The organism is Mesorhizobium sp. M0239 (assembly GCF_040321815.1).
Taxonomy (GTDB): domain Bacteria; phylum Pseudomonadota; class Alphaproteobacteria; order Rhizobiales; family Rhizobiaceae; genus Mesorhizobium.
On the sequence record NZ_JAMYSG010000006.1, the window covers coordinates 132,431 to 150,827 of the forward strand.

Below are 18,397 nucleotides of genomic sequence, written 5' to 3' on the forward strand. Positions count from 1 at the left end.
CCTCTCCCTTCTTGTAGGAGAAGGGAGAGCACTCCTCAATGTCCTTCGAACCCTATCAGCGTTCTGACCGGCACACCGAGGGCTTCGAGCTTGGCGCGGCCGCCGAGGTCCGGCAGGTCGATGACAAAACAGGCAGCGAGGATGTCGGCGCCGATCTGGCGCAGAAGTTTGACCGCCGCCTCCGCGGTGCCGCCGGTGGCGATCAGATCGTCGACAAGGATCACCTTCTCGCCCGGAGCAACGCCGTCCTTGTGCATCTCCATCTCGTCCAGCCCATATTCCAGGCTATAGGCGACGCGCACCGTCTCGTAGGGCAGCTTGCCTTTCTTGCGGATCGGCACGAAGCCGGCCGAGAGCTGATGGGCGACGGCGCCGCCAAGGATGAACCCGCGTGCCTCGATGCCGGCGATCTTGTCGATCTTCTGGCCGGCATAGGGATGCACCAGTTCGTCGATGGCGCGGCGGAAGGCGCGCGCATTGCCGAGCAGCGTGGTGATGTCGCGAAACAGGATGCCGGGCTTGGGATAATCCGGAATGGTGCGGATCGCGGCGAGCAATGTGTCTTCGAGGGAGGATTTCATGGGTCGAGATTACCTGAAACGGAGGTTCTTGCGCGACAATTGTTCGATCGAACTGCAGCCCATCAGCTTCATGCCGCGTTCGATCTCGACCCGCATCTGCTCAAGCGCCCGTTCGACGCCGGGCTGGCCCGCCGCCGCGAGCGGGAACAGATAGTAGCGTCCGACGCCGACGGCCTTGGCACCCAGCGACAGCGCTTTCAGCACATGCGTGCCGCGCTGCACGCCGCCATCCATGATGACGTCGATCCTGTCGCCAACGGCGTCGACGATCTCGGCAAGCTGATCGAACGCCGCCCGCGAGCCATCCAGCTGCCGCCCGCCATGGTTCGACAGCACGATGCCGCTGCAGCCGATGTCGACGGCGCGTCTTGCATCCTCCACCGACATGACGCCCTTGAGGCAGAACGGACCCGACCAAAGCTTGACCATCTCGGCCACGTCGTCCCACGTCATCGACGGGTCTAGCATCTCGGTGAAGTAGCGGCTGATCGACATCGTGCCGCCGCCCATGTCGACATGCTCGTCGAGCTGCGGCAGCTTGAACCCCTCATGGGTGAAATAGTTGATCGCCCAGGCCGGCTTGAGCGCGAACTGTGCCATTCCGGCGAGATTGAGCTTGAAGGGAATGGCAAAGCCGGTGCGTTTGTCGCGCTCGCGGTTTCCCCCGGTGATGCTGTCGACGGTCAGCATCATCACCTCGACGCCGACCGCCTTTGCGCGCTGCATCATCGCCCGGTTGAGGCCGCGATCCCGGTGGAAATAGAACTGGTAGACCTGTGGGCTGCTGCTGATGCCGCGCGCCTCCTCGAGGCTGACGGTGCCAAGCGAGGAGACGCCGAACATGGTGCCGTATTTGGCGGCGGCCCTGGCGACCGCGCGCTCACCCTGATGGTGGAACAGGCGCTGCAAGGCGGTCGGCGAGCAATAGAACGGCATCGCCAGCTTCTGGCCCATGACCGTCACCGACATGTCGACCTCGCTCACTCCGCGCAGCACGTTGGGAACAAGGTCGCAGGTCTCGAAGCTTTCGGTGTTGCGGCGATAAGTGACCTCATCGTCGGCCGCGCCGTCGATGTAATTGAAGATCGGCCCGGGCAGCCGCTGCTGTGCCATCCGCCGGAAATCGGAAAAGTTGTGACAGTCGCTGAGCCGCATCATCGAATTCCAAAGGCCATGGCGGGACGAGCTTCTCGCCACCGTTCGATGCGTCGAATATCAACCTGATGCCGCCATGCCAACGGACTAATTGCCGAACTTTCGCTTGAGCACTGGTGCAGACGGAAAAGGAGCGCCTGAAGCGCCCCTTCCCGTCTGACCCGGCCGACAAAGATTACATGCCGAGATCGGAACGAAGCTCGGCTCTGGCCACTTCATATTCAGCCTTGAAGTCGTCCCGGTTGAGCAGGACCGCGGCAATAACGCTGCCGGAAATCTTGCCCATCTCGACGTCGGACGCATAGTGGATGCCGCCGACCTCGCGGTTGTGGGCGTATTCGGCCGCACGCGCCATGATCTCGGCGCGCTTTTCCGGGACCATGTCGGACAGGATGATGCCCATCATCGTGCCGACGGTGGCATGGCCGGACGGCCAGGAACCGGAGCTCGACAGCTTGACCGCCGGCTTGACGAGATCGCTGAGCTGATGCGGGCGCGGGCGCTTCCAGACATCCTTGGCCGGGTCGACGACAGCCCCTTCGGTAGCCACCACGCGATCGAAGAAAGCGCTGAATTTCGGCAGCGTTTCCTTGTTGAATTTCGGCCCCATGACGTCGGCAAAGCGCCAGACATTCTCCTCGGCATCGGCCACCGCGCTGGCGACCATCTCCGGGGTGCGCGTCACCTGCAGCGTCAGCACCTCGCCGAGTTCGGCCTTGGTCTGCGCCGAATCGTTTGCCGGCGGCGGCGGCAGGATCATCGTCAGGTCGACGTCCTTGTTGGTGACGAAGGGCTGGGCGTCTTCCGCTTGCGCTGCCGAGCCGAGGATGAGCAGCAACAGGCCTGCCGCGAGCGATGCGTATCTTTTCATAAATGCGATCCTTTGATGAGAGCAGCACAGGATCGCCGGATGCGATGACGGCCATGTGACATGACCAGCCTCCGGAAATGCAAAAGGGCGCCTCACGGCGCCCTTCGCGATCACTTGATTGTGTGGCCTAGTGGGCCACGCCTTCCCACACCTTGCGCTTGGTGAGATAGACCAGCGCGCCGAACAAAAGCAGGAACACCAGAACGCGAAAACCGGTCTTCTTGCGGTCTTCCATATGCGGCTCGGCCGCCCACGCCAGGAAGGCGGAGACGTCGCGGGAATACTGGTCGACGGTCTGCGGCGCACCGTCATCATAGGTCACCTGGCCGTCGGAGAGCGGCTTGGGCATTTTCAGCGACACGCCGGACATGAAGTACGGATTGTAGTGGGTGCCTTCCGGGATCACCATGCCGGCCGGCGGCGTCTGGTCGTAGCCGGTCAGCAGCGAGTGGATATAGTCGGGACCGCCGGCATCGTATTGTGTGAAGATGTCGAAGACGAATTGCGGAAAGCCGCGCTCGACGCCGCGCGCCTTGGCCAGCAGCGACATGTCGGGCGGGGCAGCGCCGCCATTGGAAGCAGCAGCCGCTTCCTCATTGGCGAAGGGCGGCGGGAAATGGTCGGACGGCTTGCCGGGACGGTCGAACATGTCGCCGGCATCGTTGGGGCCGTCATGGATTGTGTACTCGGCCGACAGCGTCTTGATCTGCGCATCGGAATAGCCGAGGTCCGACAGCGTGCGGAACGCCACCAGGTTCATCGAATGGCAGGCCGAGCAGACTTCCTTGTAGACCTTGAGGCCGCGCTGCAACTGCGCCTTGTCGTAAGTGCCGAATGGGCCGGTGAAACTCCAGTCCATTTCCTTTGGCTCGTCGATCGGGAAATGCGTCGGATTGGCCACATTGTGTGCCTCTTCGGCGGCGATCGCCCGAGTGCCCGCGGCCCCAGCGGCGACCGCCACGAGGCCGATCAGCGCCAGCGAGGTGAGAATCTTTTTCATGCCAAATCCCCTTAGATTCTCTACCCGCTCAGCCTTTGGTTTCCGGAGCCGCCGTAGCGCCCGCCGGATGTCCGCTGCCGCCCTTGTTCTTCTCGAGCACCGCCTCGGTGATCGAGTTCGGCAGCCGTCGCGGCGTCTCGATCAGGCCGAGCACCGGCAGCGCGATCAGGAAGAAGGCGAAGTAGAACAATGTCGCCATCTGCGCCATGAACACATAGCTGCCTTCGGCCGGCTGCGAGCCCAGCCAGCCAAGCAGGATGGCATCGGCCACGAACAACCAGAAGAACAGCTTGTACCAGGGCCGGTAAACGGCCGAGCGTACCTTCGAAGTGTCGAGCCACGGCACCAGGAACAACATGACGATGGCGCCGAACATGCACAGCACGCCGCCGAGCTTGGAGTTGATCGGCCCGACATTGAAGGTGATGGCGCGCAGGATCGCGTAGAACGGCAGGAAGTACCATTCGGGCACGATGTGGGCCGGCGTCTTCAGCGGGTTGGCGACGATGTAGTTGTCGGGATGGCCGAGATAGTTCGGCAGGTAGAAGACGAAATAAGCGAAGAAGAACAGGAACACGATCATGCCGAACGCGTCCTTGATGGTCGCGTAGGGGGTGAAGGCGACAGTGTCGGTCTTCGACTTGACCTCGATACCCGTCGGGTTCGACTGGCCCACGACATGCAGCGCCCAGATGTGCAAAACGACGACGCCGGCAATCATGAACGGCAACAGATAGTGCAGCGCAAAGAAACGGTTCAGCGTCGGGTTGTCGACGGCAAAGCCGCCGAGCAGCAGCTGCTGAATCCAGTCGCCGACCAGCGGAATGGCGCTGAAGAAGCCGGTGATGACGGTGGCGCCCCAGAAGCTCATCTGGCCCCATGGCAGCACGTAGCCCATGAAACCGGTCGCCATCATCAGGAGATAGATGATGCAGCCGAGGATCCAGAGCAGTTCGCGCGGCGCCTTGTAGGAGCCGTAATAGAGGCCACGGAAGATGTGGATGTAGACGGCGACGAAGAAGAACGAGGCGCCGTTCGAATGCATGTAGCGCAGCAGCCAGCCGGAATTCACGTCGCGCATGATCTTCTCGACCGAGCCGAAGGCCAGATTGGTGTCAGCCGTGTAATGCATGGCCAGCACGATGCCGGTCAGGATCTGCGCCACCAGCATGATCGAAAGGATGCCGCCAAAGGTCCACGCATAGTTGAGGTTGCGCGGCACCGGATAGGCAACGAAGCTGTCATAGACCAGCCGCGGCAGCGGCATGCGGGCGTCGAACCAGCGTCCGAGACCGGTTTTGGGCGTATAGGTCGAGTGTCCCTCGCTCATCGAAATATCCCCTGCCTCAACCGATAAGGATCTTGGTATCGGAAATGAACTTGAATACCGGAACCGCCATGTTCTCAGGCGCCGGGCCTTTGCGGATGCGGCCGGCCGTATCGTATTGCGAACCGTGGCACGGGCAGAACCAGCCGCCGAAATCGCCTTCCTGGCCAAGCGGAATGCAGCCGAGATGCGTGCAGACCTGAACCATCACCATCCAGGCCTCCTTGCCGGGCGTGGTGCGATTGGCGTCGGTCGCCGGCGCATCGGACGGCAGATTGGCGTTGCGGGCGATCGGATCCTTGAGATCGGCGAGATTGACAGCCTCGCCGTCCTTCATTTCCTGTTCGGTGCGGTTGCGGACCACGACCGGCTTGCCGCGCCACTTGACGATCAGCGACATGCCCGGCGTCAGTGAGGCGACGTCGACTTCGACGGAAGCGAGCGCCAGCGTCGAGGCATCGGGGCGCATCTGGTCGATGAACGGCCACGCGAAAGCACCCGCGCCGACCACTGCGGCCATGCCGGTGGCGACGTAGAGAAAATCACGACGGTTGGGATCCTGGGTGTCGGTTGCGCTCACGGGTGCCTGATCCTTTCGCCTCTTCCGTGCCGGTGGCTGAGCCTTGTTCCCCGCTCAATTACGCCAACCCGACAGCGCATGGCGAACAGGCTTGCGAATTCCTCCGGCATTTGGACTTCGGTTTATGCGTGAAGCCCGTTTTTGTCCAGACGGGTGAAGGCACAAGGGCAGATTGTCGCGGGCGTTCCGCACAGCGATGAATTTGACGTGCTTGGCTAAATGTAGCAATATGTCTACATCTACTCGACGGAGGTGCTGAAATGAACATCTCAACGAAGACGATCACCATCATGTCGAGCCGTGAATTCAACCAGGACACGGCGCTTGCGAAGCGGGCTGCCAGGAACGGACCGGTTATCATCACCGATCGCGGCAAGCCTTCCCATGTGCTGATTTCGATGGAGGAATACGAGCGGTTGGAGAAGAAGCCGAGAAGCCTCGCGGACGCGATTGCCGACGATCGCCCCGAAGCAGACTTCGACTGGGAACCACCTCGCCTGGAAGGACCGTTTTTCAAGATTCCCGATCTCGACTGATGTTTATTCTCGACACCAATGTCGTTTCGAATCTGCGTCGTCGGGACAAGGCCGATCGCAACGTTTTAGCCTGGTCTGAGACCCACGACGTCGCCAGCTTTTTCATGTCGGTGATTTCGATCCTGGAACTCGAAATCGGAACACTGTTGTTGTCGAGGAAGGACACCCGCCAGGCCGCCATGTACCGTGAGTGGTTGGATCAAATACTAATTCCACAGTTCGACGACCGGATACTGAGCATAGACACGGCCGTTGTCGTGCGTTGCGCAAACCTCCACGTTCCTGACCCTAAGCCGGAACGCGATGCTCTCATTGCCGCCAGCGCGCTTGTCAATAATTTGACAGTCGTGACACGCAATACCAAGGATTTTGAGGGCACCGGGGTGAAGCTTTTCAATCCCTGGATACCCGCGAAGGGCTAGATAGCCAGGGCACAAATCATAGACCGCGACACCTGGTCTGTTCGTTCCGACCATTGGAAGGGCGAATTGCAATGTGGCGCCTACGGCTCTCCTGCCTGATCTTCAACTATCTGCCTGGCGTCGGAGGCGGCCCCGCCTGCATACACATCCCTACGCTGAGATCTTCATCATTCGCCAGGGCACCGGCCTGTTCACCGTCGGCGACCAGGAGATCGAGGCATCCGCCGGCCAGATCCTGATCGTGCCGCCCAATACGCCGCACAAATTCACCAATCTCGGCCCAGGCCCGCTGGAGACGACCGACATCCACGAGAATGGCAGCTTCATCACCGAATGGCTTGAGTAGACCATGATCCCGAAAAGTGGGAACCGGTTTTCGGAATAAGATCATGGTCCAACAAAAGAGAGTTATTTCGCGCCGAGCCTGGCCAGCACCGCTTTCGGGATGTTGTATTCACGAATGACGGTATCGTGCTTGCGCAAGCCGCACAGCTCGCGCTGGATGAAATAGCCATGCACCGCCTCGGCGGCATCCTTGAGCAGCCGGGGGCGCAGTTGCTCGTCGGCATTGTCGCGCAGCCTGGCCAACGTTTCCTCTACCCGCTGGCCGGCGCGGCCAAGTGCTGCCGCCTTTTCCGCCAATATTTCATGGCCGAGCGCGTCGAAGGCGGCTTCCGCGGACGAGGCGCCGGCTAGATGAGATGGCGGACGCAAGGACATTTCAGCTTCCTTTCCCGAAGACCATGCGGTGTGTGACGAATTCTTCGCCTTCCACGCGCTGAAAGCCAAGCCGTTCGTAGAAACCGAAGGCTTCTTGCGGCGCGCGGGTGTTCAGCACGGCGAAATGGTGACGTGCCCTGTCGATAACGGTCTCGACCAGCATCCGGCCAAGGCCGGCGCGACGGTGCCGCGCACTGACGAACAGGTGCCGGACCCGGCCGTGGTCCCTGGCCTCGAAATAGGGATCTATGTTCAACCCGCACACGCCGGCGAGTTCCCTTCCATCCCAAGCTCCGTACAGCGCCTCGCCCCGTTTCAGGAACTTGTTGCGGCCACTTGCCCAGCCATCCGCCAGGCGCACCAGCATCCAGTAGCCTTCCAGCCGGCTCTCTTCCTTCAGCGTGTCGAAGGCCGGCATGGTCGGCCGGAGCCGCTTGAGCACGTAGCCGACCTCTGAGATGGCGCCTGTTGATCCAGCCATGGAGCTACTCCGCAGGCCGCGTCTCTTCGAGCACGCTGTCCTCGTGATAGAGAAAGCCGCCGGACTGCCGCTTCCACAGCCGCGCATAGAGCCCGTCGAGCGCCACCAGCTGGTCATGCGTGCCTTGCTCGACGATGCGGCCGCCATCGAGCACCACCAGCCGATCGAGTGCCGCGATCGTCGACAGACGGTGGGCGATGGCGATGACCGTCTTGTTCTCCATCAGCCGCGTCAGATTCTCCTGGATTGCCGCCTCGATATCCGAGTCGAGCGCCGAGGTCGCCTCGTCGAGGATCAGGATCGGCGCGTCCTTCAGGAAGACACGGGCGATCGCCACGCGCTGGCGCTGGCCGCCCGACAGTTTGACGCCGCGCTCGCCGACAAAGGCCTCGTAGCCGGCGCGGTCCCTGTTGTCGCGCAAGGTCAGGATGAACTCGTGCGCCTCGGCCTTTTTCGCCGCCGCGATCACCTCCGCATCGGTCGCGTCAGGCATGCCGAGCTTGATGTTGTCGCGCAGCGAACGGTGGAACAGCGCCGTGTCCTGGCTGACGACGCCGATATTGGCGCGCAGCGAATTTTGCGTGACTTTGGCGACATCCTGGCCATCGATGGTGATCGACCCGCTCTCCAGATCGTAGAGCCGCAGGATCAGATTGGCGAGGGTCGTCTTGCCCGCGCCAGACGGTCCGACCAGCCCGACCTTCTCGCCCGGCTTGACGACAAGGTCGATGCCGTTCAGCACGCCGAAACCTTTGCCGTAATGGAACTCGACGTTCCTCACCTCGATACGCCCGCCTGCCACCACGAGTTCCTTGGCGTGGGGCGCATCCGTGAGGCCGAGCGGCTGCGAAATCAGCGCCTTGGAGTTCTCCAGCACGCCGAGGTTTCGCAAGATGCTGTTGAGCTGCATCATCAGCCGGCCAAGCAGCATGTTGAGCCGCAGCACCAGCGACAGGGTGAAGGCGACAGCGCCGACGGTGATCGAGCCCTCGACCCAGAGATAGACGGCAAAACAGCCGATCGCCGTGATCATGATGCCCGACAGCGTCGTCAGCGCCATGCGCACGCCGGTCAGCCGGCGGGTGAACGGGCGCAATGCGTCGAGGTAGATGTCGAAACCGTTCCTGATGTAGCGGTCGTCGCCATCGGCCGAGAACAGTTTCAGCGTCTGCACGTTGGAATAGGAATCGACAATGCGGCCGGTGATCATCGAGCCGGCCTCGGCTGTTTCCTCGGCATGCTTGCGGATTGCCGGCAGATAGAGCTTGGCCAGCCAAGCGAAAGCGGAAATCCAGATCACCACCAGCACCGCCAGCCTGAGATCGAGGCCTGCGACCAGCGCCAGCGTCGTCACCGTATAGACGATCATGAACCAGACGACCTCGATGAAGCTTTCCATCAGGTCGCCGGTGGCCTGGCCCGCCTGCCAGACCTTTGTTGCGATGCGGCCGGCGAAATCGTTCTGGAAGAAGGCGTCGGACTGGCGCGAGACATGCCGGTGCGCCTGCCAGCGCACCAGATTGTAGAAGCCGGGCGTGATCGTCTGTTCGTCGACCAGCGCCGAAAGGCCGACGACGACGGTGCGGATGACCAGCACCACCACGGCCATGAAAACCAGTTCAGGGCCTGCGGCGGCCCACAGTGCGTGCCAACTGCGCTCGGCGGGAAGCTGGTCGAGAATATCGACCAGCCGCCCGACGAAGTAGAACAGGCCGGCCTCGACCAGCGGCGCGATGCCGCCGATGACCAGCATGGCGAAGAAGGCGAACTTCGCCTGGCCGACATAGTGCCAGAGAAAGCCGCCGACGCTGGTCGGTGGCCGAAGATTCGCTGGCTCCCTGAACGGATAGACCCAGTTCTCGAACCAGCGATAGACGGCTGTCATCATGCGGCGGCCATCATTCTGCGGCTTGCCCCTTTGCAAGTGCGTCGTTGGCGGCGTCGGCGGGACCGTCCTCAAGCAGGAACCCGCCCGACTGGCGCTGCCAGAGCTGCGCGTAGAGCCCGCCCTTGGCGACGAGTTCCTCGTGCGAACCTTCCTCGATGACACGACCCTTGTCCATCACCACCAGCCTGTCCATCGCCGCGATGGTCGACAGCCGGTGCGCTATGGCGATGACGGTTTTGCCTTGCATGAGCTTGTAGAGATTCTCTTGGATCGCCGCCTCGGCTTCGGAATCAAGCGCCGAAGTCGCTTCGTCAAGGATAAGTATAGGTGCGTCCTTCAACATAACGCGAGCAATGGCGACGCGTTGCCGCTGGCCGCCGGACAATTTGACGCCGCGGTCACCGACATGGGCATCGAAGCCCTTGCGGCCGCTGGCATCCGAAAGCCCGCCGATGAAATCCAGCGCCTCGGCGCGGCGCGCCGCCTCGACAAGCATCTCGTCGGTGGCATCGGGCCGGCCATAAAGGATGTTCTCGCGCACCGAACGATGCAGCAGCGAGGTGTCCTGCGTGACCATGCCGATCTGCGCACGCAGCGAATCCTGCTTCACACCGGCGATCTCCTGGCCGTCGATCAATATCTGCCCGGCTTCGAGGTCGTAGAAGCGCAGCAACAGGTTGACCAGCGTCGACTTGCCGGCGCCGGAACGGCCGACGATGCCGACCTTCTCGCCCGGTTTCACCGCCAGCGACAGGCCTTCAATCACACCCTTCTGCTTGCCGTAGTGGAAGCGAATGTCCTCAAAGCGGATCTCACCCCTGGAAACGCTGATCTCCTTCGCGTCCGGCCTGTCCTTGACAAGGCGCGGCAGCGAGATTGAGGCGATGCCGTCCTGCACCGTGCCGATGTTCTCGAACAGGCCCGACATTTCCCACATGATCCATTGCGACATCCCCCACATCCTGAGCACAAGGCCGATGACCACGGCGACCGCGCCGATCGTCACTGCTTGCCCCAGCCACAGCCACAACGCCATCGCGGTGACAGAGAACAAGAGCAATGCATTTAGGATGTAAAGCGAGCCAAAAAGCACTGTCACCAGCCGCATCGACCGGTAGACCGTTTCGAGAAAGCCGGACATGCCGTCTTTGGCGAATGACGCTTCGCGGCGTGCATGGCTGAACAGCTTGACCGTCTGGATGTTGGAGTAGCTGTCGACGACACGGCCCGTCATGATCGAGCGCGCATTGGCCTGTTCCTCGCCAACCTTGCCCAGCCGGGGAATGAAAAACCGCAGCAAAAGGATATAGCCGACCAGCCAGACGCCGAGCGGCGCGGCCAGCCGCCAGTCGGCCGAGCCGACGATGAGCAGCATGCCGAGGAAATAGACGATAACGTAGTTCAGGACGTCGATCACCTTGATGACGCATTCGCGCACGGCGAGAGCCGTCTGCATCAGCTTTGTCGCGATGCGGCCGGCGAACTCGTCCTGGTAGAAACTCATCGACTGCTTGAGCAGATAGCGGTGCACCTGCCAGCGGATGCGCATGGGATAATTGCCCATCAGCGTCTGCTGGTTGAGAAACGAATGCAGCCATACCGTGCCCGGCAGCGCGAACAGCACGATGAAGGCCATGCCGGCGAGCTTCCAGGCTTCCGTCTGCAGGAAGGTTTCGCGATTCTGCCCCGACAGCCAGTCGACGATGCGGCCGAGGAAGCCGAACATCCATACTTCGGCGATCGCGATGGCCGTCACCAGCACCGCGTCGAAAAGGATATAAGGCCATGCGCCGCGCGTATAATGCAGGCAGAAGGCAACCAGCGTCTTGGGCGGCTCGGCCGGTTCCGCTGCGGGGAACGGATCGAGCCTTTTTTCAAACCAGCTAAACAACAACATAGGTTATGCCTGTGAAATGTGTTTGCCGCTTACGCGGCACGTGAGCGTACGAAATCCCCGGTACCCATGGCATCAAGGGCCGACGGTCTGGAATCACCCGGACCGTCGGCCATGCCTCGTGCAATATAGGGGCTCGCGGGCTTTTCGCCGACAGCTGCGCCAGCCGATCCTGACGACACGGTGCCGCCAGCCCGGTTTTTCGCGCCCGGCCTGACCAGCCGGATGATCCGGCGCACCAGCGACGGGCGGCTCGGATCGGGAACCGCGCGCGAAAAATCGACATCCGGCAGCATGCCGCGATGCGGCCGGCGGCGAACCTCGGCGTGAACCGCAGACGAATAGGTGTCGCCGATCAGCAGCGCCCAGGTCGGCAGTCGGTGGATATGCAGGCTCCTCGAGCCAGGTATTCTATAGGGATCGAACATCGGTCCGTCCTCCGTGTGAAAATCGAGATAAAAAGGCGAAGCAATATCGTCCGCCGGCATTCGGCCGGAGGCGCGCTTTGCGTCGGTCTGGACACGATAAGCATCGGTCCGGACACGACAAGCATCGGTCCGGACAGCTTCAGTTGGGGCGTTTAGCCCTTTTGACTTTTTGAAAAACATCGCAGGATTCCTTCGAGAGCCGAAAAATCGTTTCGGCGGGAATCGGTGCGATCAAGTCTTAGAGAGTCAGGAGAATCGTCGTACCGAAACCGCCGGCAGGCAGGTAAGCCCATAAGAGGGGCGCTGGATGTGCATGGTCATCATGAATTACCCCTCCATCGGTTCGGGTTGACAATGGAGCTGACATACCCGACTTCGCAGAAAATGGCCACCCGCAGGTCCAGCAATTTCCAAAACCGCGAGCCCGCTGTGGCCGATTTGCCACTTATTAGAAAGACGCGGAAATGAACTGTCGTCTCCGCATCGCGCTCTACCAGCCGGATATCGCCGGCAACACCGGGACAATCCTGCGCTTCGCCGCTTGCCTCGGGCTCGGCGTAGATATCATTGAACCGGCCGGCTTTCCGCTCTCCGACAAAGCGCTCAAGCGAGCCGGCATGGACTACCTCGAAATGGCTGCTTTGATCCGGCATGTCGACTGGCACGCCTTCGAGGACTGGCGCAAAGCCGGCGCGCACCGGCTGGTGCTGCTGTCGACCAAAGCCACGACCGCTTACACCAGCTTCACCTTCGCCGATGGCGACATCCTCCTGTTCGGCCGCGAATCCGCAGGCGTTCCGGATCCTGTTCATCAGGCGGCGGATGCGCGGCTGACCATCCCCATGCAGGGCGCGGCGCGCAGCATCAATGTCGCGCTTTCCGTCGCCATGGTGGCGGGCGAAGCCATCCGGCAACTGGGATAGGGGTTCGCCGGCAAGCCCGTCTCCCGTCATCTTGACCCAGGCGCACATCGCCTTCTCCTTCGTTTGCAGATCCTGGGTTTCTTCGCTACAAGCTCAACTTAACTTGAGGTCAAGCGGAAAAATCGGGACGAAAAACAGAGATGGCACCGATAACGGAATTAACGGTCGGCCAGGTCGCCATGCGCAGCGGTGTGGCGGTGTCGGCATTGCATTTCTATGAGGCCCGCGGCCTGATCCGCAGCCACCGCACGGCGGGAAATCAGCGCCGCTACGGCCGTGACGTGCTGCGGCGCGTGGCGATCATCAAGGTGGCGCAGGAGGTCGGCATTTCGCTGGCCGAGATCGGTGAAGCCCTGGCATCGCTGCCAGAAGGCCGCACGCCGACGCGCGATGACTGGAACCTTTTGTCGACCGCCTGGCGCGACGGGCTCGATCACAAGATCGCCCAGTTGAAGAAACTGCGCGACGGGCTGACCGACTGCATCGGCTGCGGCTGCATGTCGATCGACAAATGCCCGCTGCGTAACAAGGGCGACCGGCTGGCGCGCGAGGGGACAGGGGCAAGAAGGCTGGTTGCTCCGCCTCTCTCGAGGACATCCTAGTCAGCCGCAGGCAAGCGCCTGATGGTGAACTCAATCAAGTCGCCCGGCCGCTCGAACCAGCTTTCGATCTCGGTCCAGTAGGCCTGCTTGGGAAAGCGCTCGAACCATTCCTTGGCCTTGAGCCGCGCATCGGAGCGCGGCAGCACGAAGGTCTCGCGCAGGAAACCGTCGCGCGGCATACGAACACGCTCGGCACGGCTTTGGTCGAGCCTTTTCTTCAGGCCATCCAGCGGCGGTCTTGCCGGGGTGCGCACGAAACAACTCCTTGCACCTGGCGCATGACCCCGAAATCGGAATCGAGTTTCGGAAAGGATCATGCGCAAAACCAAAGTGACTTGACCCTTGCCCTTAAGAGATTAGGGATCGCGCCGGCAAAAGACGAGTCATTTGTGGGACTCGCCGCCCCAACCGGAGACGGCACTTGGAACGACCAGAAATACCGGCAGGCCTGCCCGCCGACATCGAACAGAAGAAGATGAAGGCAAGGCTGTGGTTCGAGGCGCTGCGCGAACGCATCTGCGCCACCTTCGAGCAGATCGAGCAGGATCTTGGCGGGCCGCTGGCCTCGTGGTCGCCCGGCCGCTTCGAAAAGACGCCATGGGAACGTGACGAGGGGCGCGGCGGCGGCGGCACCATGTCGATGATGCACGGCCGCGTCTTCGAAAAGGTCGGCGTCCACACTTCGACCGTCCACGGCGAGTTCTCACCCGAATTCAGGAAGCAGATGCCGGGCGCCGAGGAAGACCCGCGCTTTTGGGCATCTGGCATTTCGCTGATCGCGCATCCCTGGAACCCAAACGTTCCGGCCGTGCACATGAACACGCGCATGGTGGTCACATCTCGCCAATGGTTCGGCGGCGGCGCCGATCTGACACCGGTGCTCGATCGCCGCCGCACCCAGGACGACCCTGATACCGTCGCCTTCCACCGCGCCATGCAATTCGCTTGCGAGAAGAATGCCGCGGTCGCCGATTACCCGAAATTCAAGGCCTGGTGCGACGAGTACTTCTATCTGTCGCACCGCAACGAGCCGCGCGGCACCGGCGGCATCTTCTTCGACTGGCTGCATTCGGGTGACGACAAAGGCGGCTGGAATGCCGATTTCAACTTCGTCCAGGATGTCGGCCGCTCTTTTCTCGTCGTCTATGGCCACCTGGTGCGCGCCAACTTCAACGAGAACTGGACCGATGGCGACCGTGACGAACAGCTCATCCGCCGCGGCCGCTATGTCGAATTCAATCTGCTTCACGATCGCGGCACCATCTTCGGACTGAAGACCGGCGGCAATGTCGCGTCCATTCTCTCCAGCCTGCCGCCCGAGGTCCGCTGGCCGTAACAAAATGGTGAGCCCGGCGTGAGCCGCATTGATGTCCCATTCGCTCGAAATGGGCATGGAATGTGGCACACGGTGCGGCGAAAAATTTCTTTTTCGTCTAATAGGCTGTTGAAAAGACTGGTCTATTTGTGGCGCCGGGTCGGGAAGCGCCGGCGGCTCGCCTGCGCGCAATTCCAGGAAAGTGCGAAACGGCTTTCCGACCGGAATTGCGTCAAGACAAAGCGAGCCGCGACCCGACGCGACCGGACGGCCCAAGACGATGCGGGACATCTTCGTCAAAAGATACCCGCCTTTCCAGGAGTACTTCGCAATGCGCAAGATCATTGTTTCGGCTGCCGCCGCTGCCCTTCTCGCTTCCGGTTCAGTGGCATTCGCCGCCGTCAAGCACACCACCGGAACGATCAAGACCTTTGACACGACGGCCATGAGCCTGGTCCTCGATGATGGATCGTCTTTTACGCTTCCCAAAACCTTCAAGGATCCTGGCCTGACGGTCGGTGAAAAGGTCCGCGTCTCATGGGATATGAAGGGCAAGAACAAGGTCGCCGAGGCCGTCAAGGTCGCAAAATGATGGCTTGCCCGCCAGAGCAGGATGAGACGATATCCGGTCCTGTTTGGGGGTAGCGTAAGAGGGCGGAGCAGCGCCTGCTCCGCCTTTTCGCCGTTGACTGCAACCAATGCCACTCTACCTGTGTTATGCTTCTCCCGCTCGCGGCCCCAGTATCCGATCTCGGATTTGGACCGTCAGCCAAAAAAGTGCCGGAGCCTCGGGCTCCACGGAGGAAAAGGAGAAATCTCATGAAGGAATTTCACTGCGGGTCGCTCGTGCCCGGCTGTGACTGGCACACGCGTGCCGACGAGGAGGCCGAGGTCATGCGCCGTGCCGTCGAGCACATGCGCGAGACGCATGGTGAGACGGTGATCCGCGAGACGATGATCGAGGCGATCCGCTCGCGCATCGAAAAGACCCGCGACGCGGCCTGATCTACCCGGCCTTCAAGGCTTCGGCGGCGCGCTTGAGGAGCGCGTCGCGATCAGGGGCAAACCCGGCTTCGACCCATTCCGCCTCGAGATTCCTTAGGATTTCGCCGAGTTTCGGTCCTGGAGTTGCGCCGAGCGCCGTGAGATCGGCACCTTTCAGTGGAAACAACGGCTTTTCCCATTTGATGGCGAAGGCGAGCAGGCGCGAAAAGCCACCGGCTTCGAGCAGCGCCTCATTGTCCTCGACGGCGCGCACCCTGGCTGCCGCAAGCGACAGCCGCAGACGGTCGACAAACCCCTGCCGGTCACCGCGATAGAGCCTTTTCGCCAGTTCGCCCTCGGTCGTCTTCGGCTCGACGGCGGTGGCAAGCGCCCAGTGGCGCAGGCGATCCGCTTCAGCGGTCGAAAATTTGAGCCGCTCGGCAAGCGTCTTCATGCGCGCGGCATCGGGCGGCACGATCGCTTCCAGTCTGAGCAGCGGGTCGGGTGCCCAGCCCAGATCCTTCCCGGCCTTGGCCAACCCATGGATGGCATCGATGCCCCATTTCTCGCTTTCCGGCAGCGCTGCGGTCAAGACACCTGCCTGCCGCATCCAGAGCAGCGCCCGTGACGGATCGGGCGCCGACAAAAGTTTCTTCAGTTCCGACCAGATTCGCTCGGACGAAAGCTGGGCCAGCCCTTCCTTAAGCCGGGCACAGGCTTTCAGCCCTTCGGCGTCCGGCCGCCCGTCGCCGTACCAGGCGAAGAAGCGGAAGAAGCGCAGGATGCGCAGGTAGTCTTCGCGAATGCGCGCTTCCGGGTCGCCGATGAAGCGCAGGCGGCGTGCCTCGATGTCGGCAATGCCGCCGACCAGGTCGACCACCTTGCCATCGGCCCCGGCATAGAGCGCGTTGATGGTGAAGTCGCGCCGCTCGGCATCGAGCTTCCAGTCGCGCCCGAACGACACTTTCGCGCGCCGCCCGTCGGTCTCGATATCAGCGCGCAAGGTCGTGATTTCATAAGGTTTTCCGCCGGCAACCACGGTGATTGTCCCATGCTCGATGCCGGTTGGCACCGCCTTGAACCCTTCCGCTTCGGCGCGGCGGAGGGTTTCCTCTGGCAGGCAGGTGGTGGCGATGTCGATGTCGGCGACCGGCTGGCCCATCAGCGTGTTGCGCACCGCGCCGCCTGCGACTCGCGCCTCTTCACCGCCTTCGGCCAGTGCGAACAGCAGGCGCTGCAGATGCTTGTCGCCGAGCCAGTCGGCCCTTTCCGCGATCGAGACACTCACGCATAAAGCCTTTCATAGAGGGTACGGATGATGCCGGCGGTGACGCCCCAGATGCGCCGTTCGCCGTAAGGCATGTCGTAGAAGAACCATTCGAGATCGTTCCACATACGGCTGTCGCGCTTGTGGTTGGCCGGGTCCATCAAGAAGCGCAGGGGCACTTCGAAAGCGGCGTCGACCTCGTCGGCGTTGAGCGTCAGTTGGAAACCGGGCAGCACGATGCCCAGCACCGGCGCGATGCGGTAGCCGCTGCCGGCCACATAGTCGGGCATGCGGCCGATGATCTCGATGCGGTCTCGGCCAAGCCCGATCTCCTCGAAGGTCTCGCGCAGCGCCGCAGCCTCAGGGCTCGGATCGGTCGGATCGATTGTGCCGCCCGGAAATGCCACCTGCCCCGAATGGCTGCGCAGCTTTTCGGCCCGTTTGGTCAGGAGAACCGTCGCATCGCCCTCATGATCGACCACCGGGATCAGCACCGCGGCATTGCGCAGCGCCATGCCCTGATTGAGGCGCGGATGGCCGGGGTTGAAGCGATGATCGCCATAATCGTCGCCTGCATGCGCATCGGGCTGCACGGCAAAGCGCGCGCGAAAATCCGCGGATGAAAACGGCGCCGGCGTCACCTGGTCCATCACACACTCAGCCGCTTCAACTGGTCCGCCGGCATGATCGGGAACACGGCGCCCTTGGAGCGCACCGCGAACATCGTCTTGCCGCCGATCTCGATCTCCTCGCCATGCCCGACCAGTTCATACATCACCGGCCGCGCCACCAGCGCCTCCAGCCGGCCGCGCACCAGCACATAGGGCTTCAGCCCGCCGGTCTCGTTCTCGTCGACAAAGCGCAGCGGGCGCTCCGGCCCGGCCTCGACGACATCGCCGACATTGGTGCGGAAGGTGATAGTCTGCGCTTCGCCGCTACCCGCAACGTCCATCTCGACGGCGATGAACGGCGCATCGGCGACGCGGATGCCGACCTTTTCCACGGGTGTCACCAGATAGGTCCTGCCATCGGCGTCCTTGCGCAGCACCGAGGAAAACAGCTGCACCAGCGGCATGCGCCCGATCGGCGTGCCCAGATAGAACCAAGTGCCGTCGGCCTTGATCTCCATGTCGAGATCGCCGCAGAAGTCGGGATTCCAGCGTTCGACGGGTGCCGCGCCCTTGCCGGCACGGGCGGCGCGCGAGATCAGCGCCTCGAGACCACGCGCCTCGGTGGCATCAGTCAGGCTTTCTTCACGATGTCCCAAGGGTCCCGTCATGGTCACGAAATAGTCACTGTTGTTCCGCTTGTCAGCCTAAGTCTGTGATTTAAGTTTCGACATAGGCGCCACGCGAGGCCGAATCGCGGCAACTTATGGTATGGTGCAGCCGTTGTTCCAGCCATGGTATTCCAACCACAAGGA

At 62.1% G+C, this 18,397-nt stretch carries 22 protein-coding genes and 1 pseudogene; 8 read left to right on the forward strand and 15 right to left on the reverse strand.

All coding sequences use genetic code 11. The features are described 5' to 3' along the window. Positions 1-35: 35 nt before the first annotated feature. From NKI99_RS07925 to petA, 6 genes are all read right to left on the reverse strand, one after another. Positions 36-581: an adenine phosphoribosyltransferase gene (locus NKI99_RS07925; protein WP_013529989.1), complete on the reverse strand. Its 546-nt coding sequence runs from the start codon at positions 579-581 to the stop codon at positions 36-38. A 9-nt stretch (positions 582-590) separates the two neighbouring features. Further along, a complete protein-coding gene (locus NKI99_RS07930; protein ID WP_128303835.1) occupies positions 591-1,736 on the reverse strand; it encodes an alpha-hydroxy acid oxidase in 1,146 nt (381 codons plus the stop codon). 175 nt (positions 1,737-1,911) lie between these two features. After that, on the reverse strand, positions 1,912-2,607 hold the full coding sequence (locus tag NKI99_RS07935) for an acid phosphatase (protein ID WP_023809836.1): 696 nt from the start codon (positions 2,605-2,607) through the stop codon (positions 1,912-1,914). Positions 2,608-2,734: 127 nt separating this feature from the next. Then, positions 2,735-3,607, reverse strand: coding sequence for a cytochrome c1 (locus NKI99_RS07940; protein WP_023809837.1), 873 nt, complete (start codon positions 3,605-3,607; stop codon positions 2,735-2,737). A 28-nt stretch (positions 3,608-3,635) separates the two neighbouring features. Further along, a complete protein-coding gene (locus NKI99_RS07945; protein ID WP_013529985.1) occupies positions 3,636-4,937 on the reverse strand; it encodes a cytochrome b in 1,302 nt (433 codons plus the stop codon). A 16-nt stretch (positions 4,938-4,953) separates the two neighbouring features. After that, positions 4,954-5,514 carry a ubiquinol-cytochrome c reductase iron-sulfur subunit gene (petA, locus tag NKI99_RS07950; protein WP_023809838.1) on the reverse strand — a complete coding sequence of 187 codons (561 nt, stop codon included), beginning with the start codon at positions 5,512-5,514 and terminating at the stop codon, positions 4,954-4,956. Positions 5,515-5,774: 260 nt separating this feature from the next. Here petA and NKI99_RS07955 point away from each other — a divergent pair, with 260 nt between their 5' ends. The 3 genes and pseudogenes from NKI99_RS07955 to NKI99_RS07965 all read left to right on the forward strand — a co-directional run bounded on the left by NKI99_RS07955 (position 5,775) and on the right by NKI99_RS07965 (position 6,818). Beyond that, positions 5,775-6,050 carry a type II toxin-antitoxin system Phd/YefM family antitoxin gene (locus tag NKI99_RS07955; protein ID WP_031212730.1) on the forward strand — a complete coding sequence of 92 codons (276 nt, stop codon included), beginning with the start codon at positions 5,775-5,777 and terminating at the stop codon, positions 6,048-6,050. Continuing rightward, positions 6,050-6,472: a type II toxin-antitoxin system VapC family toxin gene (locus NKI99_RS07960; protein ID WP_023809840.1), complete on the forward strand. Its 423-nt coding sequence runs from the start codon at positions 6,050-6,052 to the stop codon at positions 6,470-6,472. Before NKI99_RS07955 ends, NKI99_RS07960 begins: the two co-directional genes overlap by 1 nt. Next, a pseudogene (locus NKI99_RS07965) lies at positions 6,473-6,818 on the forward strand (cupin domain-containing protein). A gap of 62 nt (positions 6,819-6,880) precedes the next feature. On the opposite strand, the gene NKI99_RS07970 reads toward NKI99_RS07965, so the two are convergent. Genes NKI99_RS07970 through NKI99_RS07990 form a run of 5 tightly spaced genes read right to left on the reverse strand, consistent with a single transcriptional unit; the run spans position 6,881 to position 11,883 of the window. Continuing rightward, complete coding sequence (locus tag NKI99_RS07970) at positions 6,881-7,192, reverse strand: DUF6665 family protein (RefSeq protein WP_023809841.1); 312 nt, start codon at positions 7,190-7,192, stop codon at positions 6,881-6,883. A gap of 1 nt (position 7,193) precedes the next feature. Beyond that, positions 7,194-7,673, reverse strand: coding sequence for a GNAT family N-acetyltransferase (locus NKI99_RS07975; RefSeq protein ID WP_352610486.1), 480 nt, complete (start codon positions 7,671-7,673; stop codon positions 7,194-7,196). Between the two features lie 4 nt (positions 7,674-7,677). Next, positions 7,678-9,561, reverse strand: coding sequence for an ABC transporter ATP-binding protein (locus NKI99_RS07980; protein ID WP_352610487.1), 1,884 nt, complete (start codon positions 9,559-9,561; stop codon positions 7,678-7,680). A gap of 10 nt (positions 9,562-9,571) precedes the next feature. Next, positions 9,572-11,458, reverse strand: a complete 1,887-nt coding sequence (locus NKI99_RS07985; protein ID WP_352610488.1) for an ABC transporter ATP-binding protein — start codon at positions 11,456-11,458, stop codon at positions 9,572-9,574. A gap of 29 nt (positions 11,459-11,487) precedes the next feature. Then, positions 11,488-11,883: a hypothetical protein gene (locus NKI99_RS07990; protein WP_023809845.1), complete on the reverse strand. Its 396-nt coding sequence runs from the start codon at positions 11,881-11,883 to the stop codon at positions 11,488-11,490. A 464-nt stretch (positions 11,884-12,347) separates the two neighbouring features. Here NKI99_RS07990 and NKI99_RS07995 point away from each other — a divergent pair, with 464 nt between their 5' ends. Both NKI99_RS07995 and soxR read left to right on the forward strand, forming a co-directional pair. Continuing rightward, positions 12,348-12,806 (forward strand): tRNA (cytidine(34)-2'-O)-methyltransferase, encoded by a 459-nt coding sequence (locus tag NKI99_RS07995; protein WP_127290158.1) that lies wholly within the window; start codon positions 12,348-12,350, stop codon positions 12,804-12,806. 140 nt (positions 12,807-12,946) lie between these two features. Continuing rightward, positions 12,947-13,408 (forward strand): redox-sensitive transcriptional activator SoxR, encoded by a 462-nt coding sequence (gene soxR, locus NKI99_RS08000; protein WP_023809847.1) that lies wholly within the window; start codon positions 12,947-12,949, stop codon positions 13,406-13,408. Here the strand turns inward: soxR and NKI99_RS08005 are convergent. Then, a complete protein-coding gene (locus NKI99_RS08005; RefSeq protein ID WP_013529975.1) occupies positions 13,405-13,662 on the reverse strand; it encodes a hypothetical protein in 258 nt (85 codons plus the stop codon). The two genes, soxR and NKI99_RS08005, sit on opposite strands and share 4 nt — an antisense overlap. A 167-nt stretch (positions 13,663-13,829) precedes the next feature. Between NKI99_RS08005 and hemF the strand changes: the two genes are divergently transcribed. The 3 genes from hemF (at position 13,830) to NKI99_RS08020 (ending at position 15,728) form a co-directional block, all read left to right on the forward strand. Continuing rightward, complete coding sequence (hemF, locus tag NKI99_RS08010) at positions 13,830-14,744, forward strand: oxygen-dependent coproporphyrinogen oxidase (protein ID WP_352610490.1); 915 nt, start codon at positions 13,830-13,832, stop codon at positions 14,742-14,744. A 310-nt stretch (positions 14,745-15,054) separates the two neighbouring features. Next, on the forward strand, positions 15,055-15,315 hold the full coding sequence (locus NKI99_RS08015; RefSeq protein WP_023809849.1) for a DUF1344 domain-containing protein: 261 nt from the start codon (positions 15,055-15,057) through the stop codon (positions 15,313-15,315). 227 nt (positions 15,316-15,542) lie between these two features. Continuing rightward, positions 15,543-15,728: a DUF1059 domain-containing protein gene (locus tag NKI99_RS08020; protein ID WP_013529972.1), complete on the forward strand. Its 186-nt coding sequence runs from the start codon at positions 15,543-15,545 to the stop codon at positions 15,726-15,728. Between the two features lies 1 nt (position 15,729). Here the strand turns inward: NKI99_RS08020 and NKI99_RS08025 are convergent, their stop codons facing one another. Genes NKI99_RS08025 through NKI99_RS08035 form a run of 3 tightly spaced genes read right to left on the reverse strand, consistent with a single transcriptional unit; the run spans position 15,730 to position 18,253 of the window. Further along, a complete protein-coding gene (locus NKI99_RS08025) occupies positions 15,730-16,995 on the reverse strand; it encodes a CCA tRNA nucleotidyltransferase (RefSeq protein WP_352610491.1) in 1,266 nt (421 codons plus the stop codon). Further along, entirely contained in the window at positions 16,992-17,624 is a 633-nt protein-coding gene (locus NKI99_RS08030; RefSeq protein WP_023809851.1) for a CoA pyrophosphatase, read from the reverse strand. Before NKI99_RS08030 ends, NKI99_RS08025 begins: the two co-directional genes overlap by 4 nt. Next, positions 17,624-18,253 (reverse strand): DUF1285 domain-containing protein, encoded by a 630-nt coding sequence (locus NKI99_RS08035; RefSeq protein WP_352440367.1) that lies wholly within the window; start codon positions 18,251-18,253, stop codon positions 17,624-17,626. The genes NKI99_RS08030 and NKI99_RS08035 overlap by 1 nt, the downstream gene beginning before the upstream one ends. Positions 18,254-18,397: the final 144 nt, after the last annotated feature.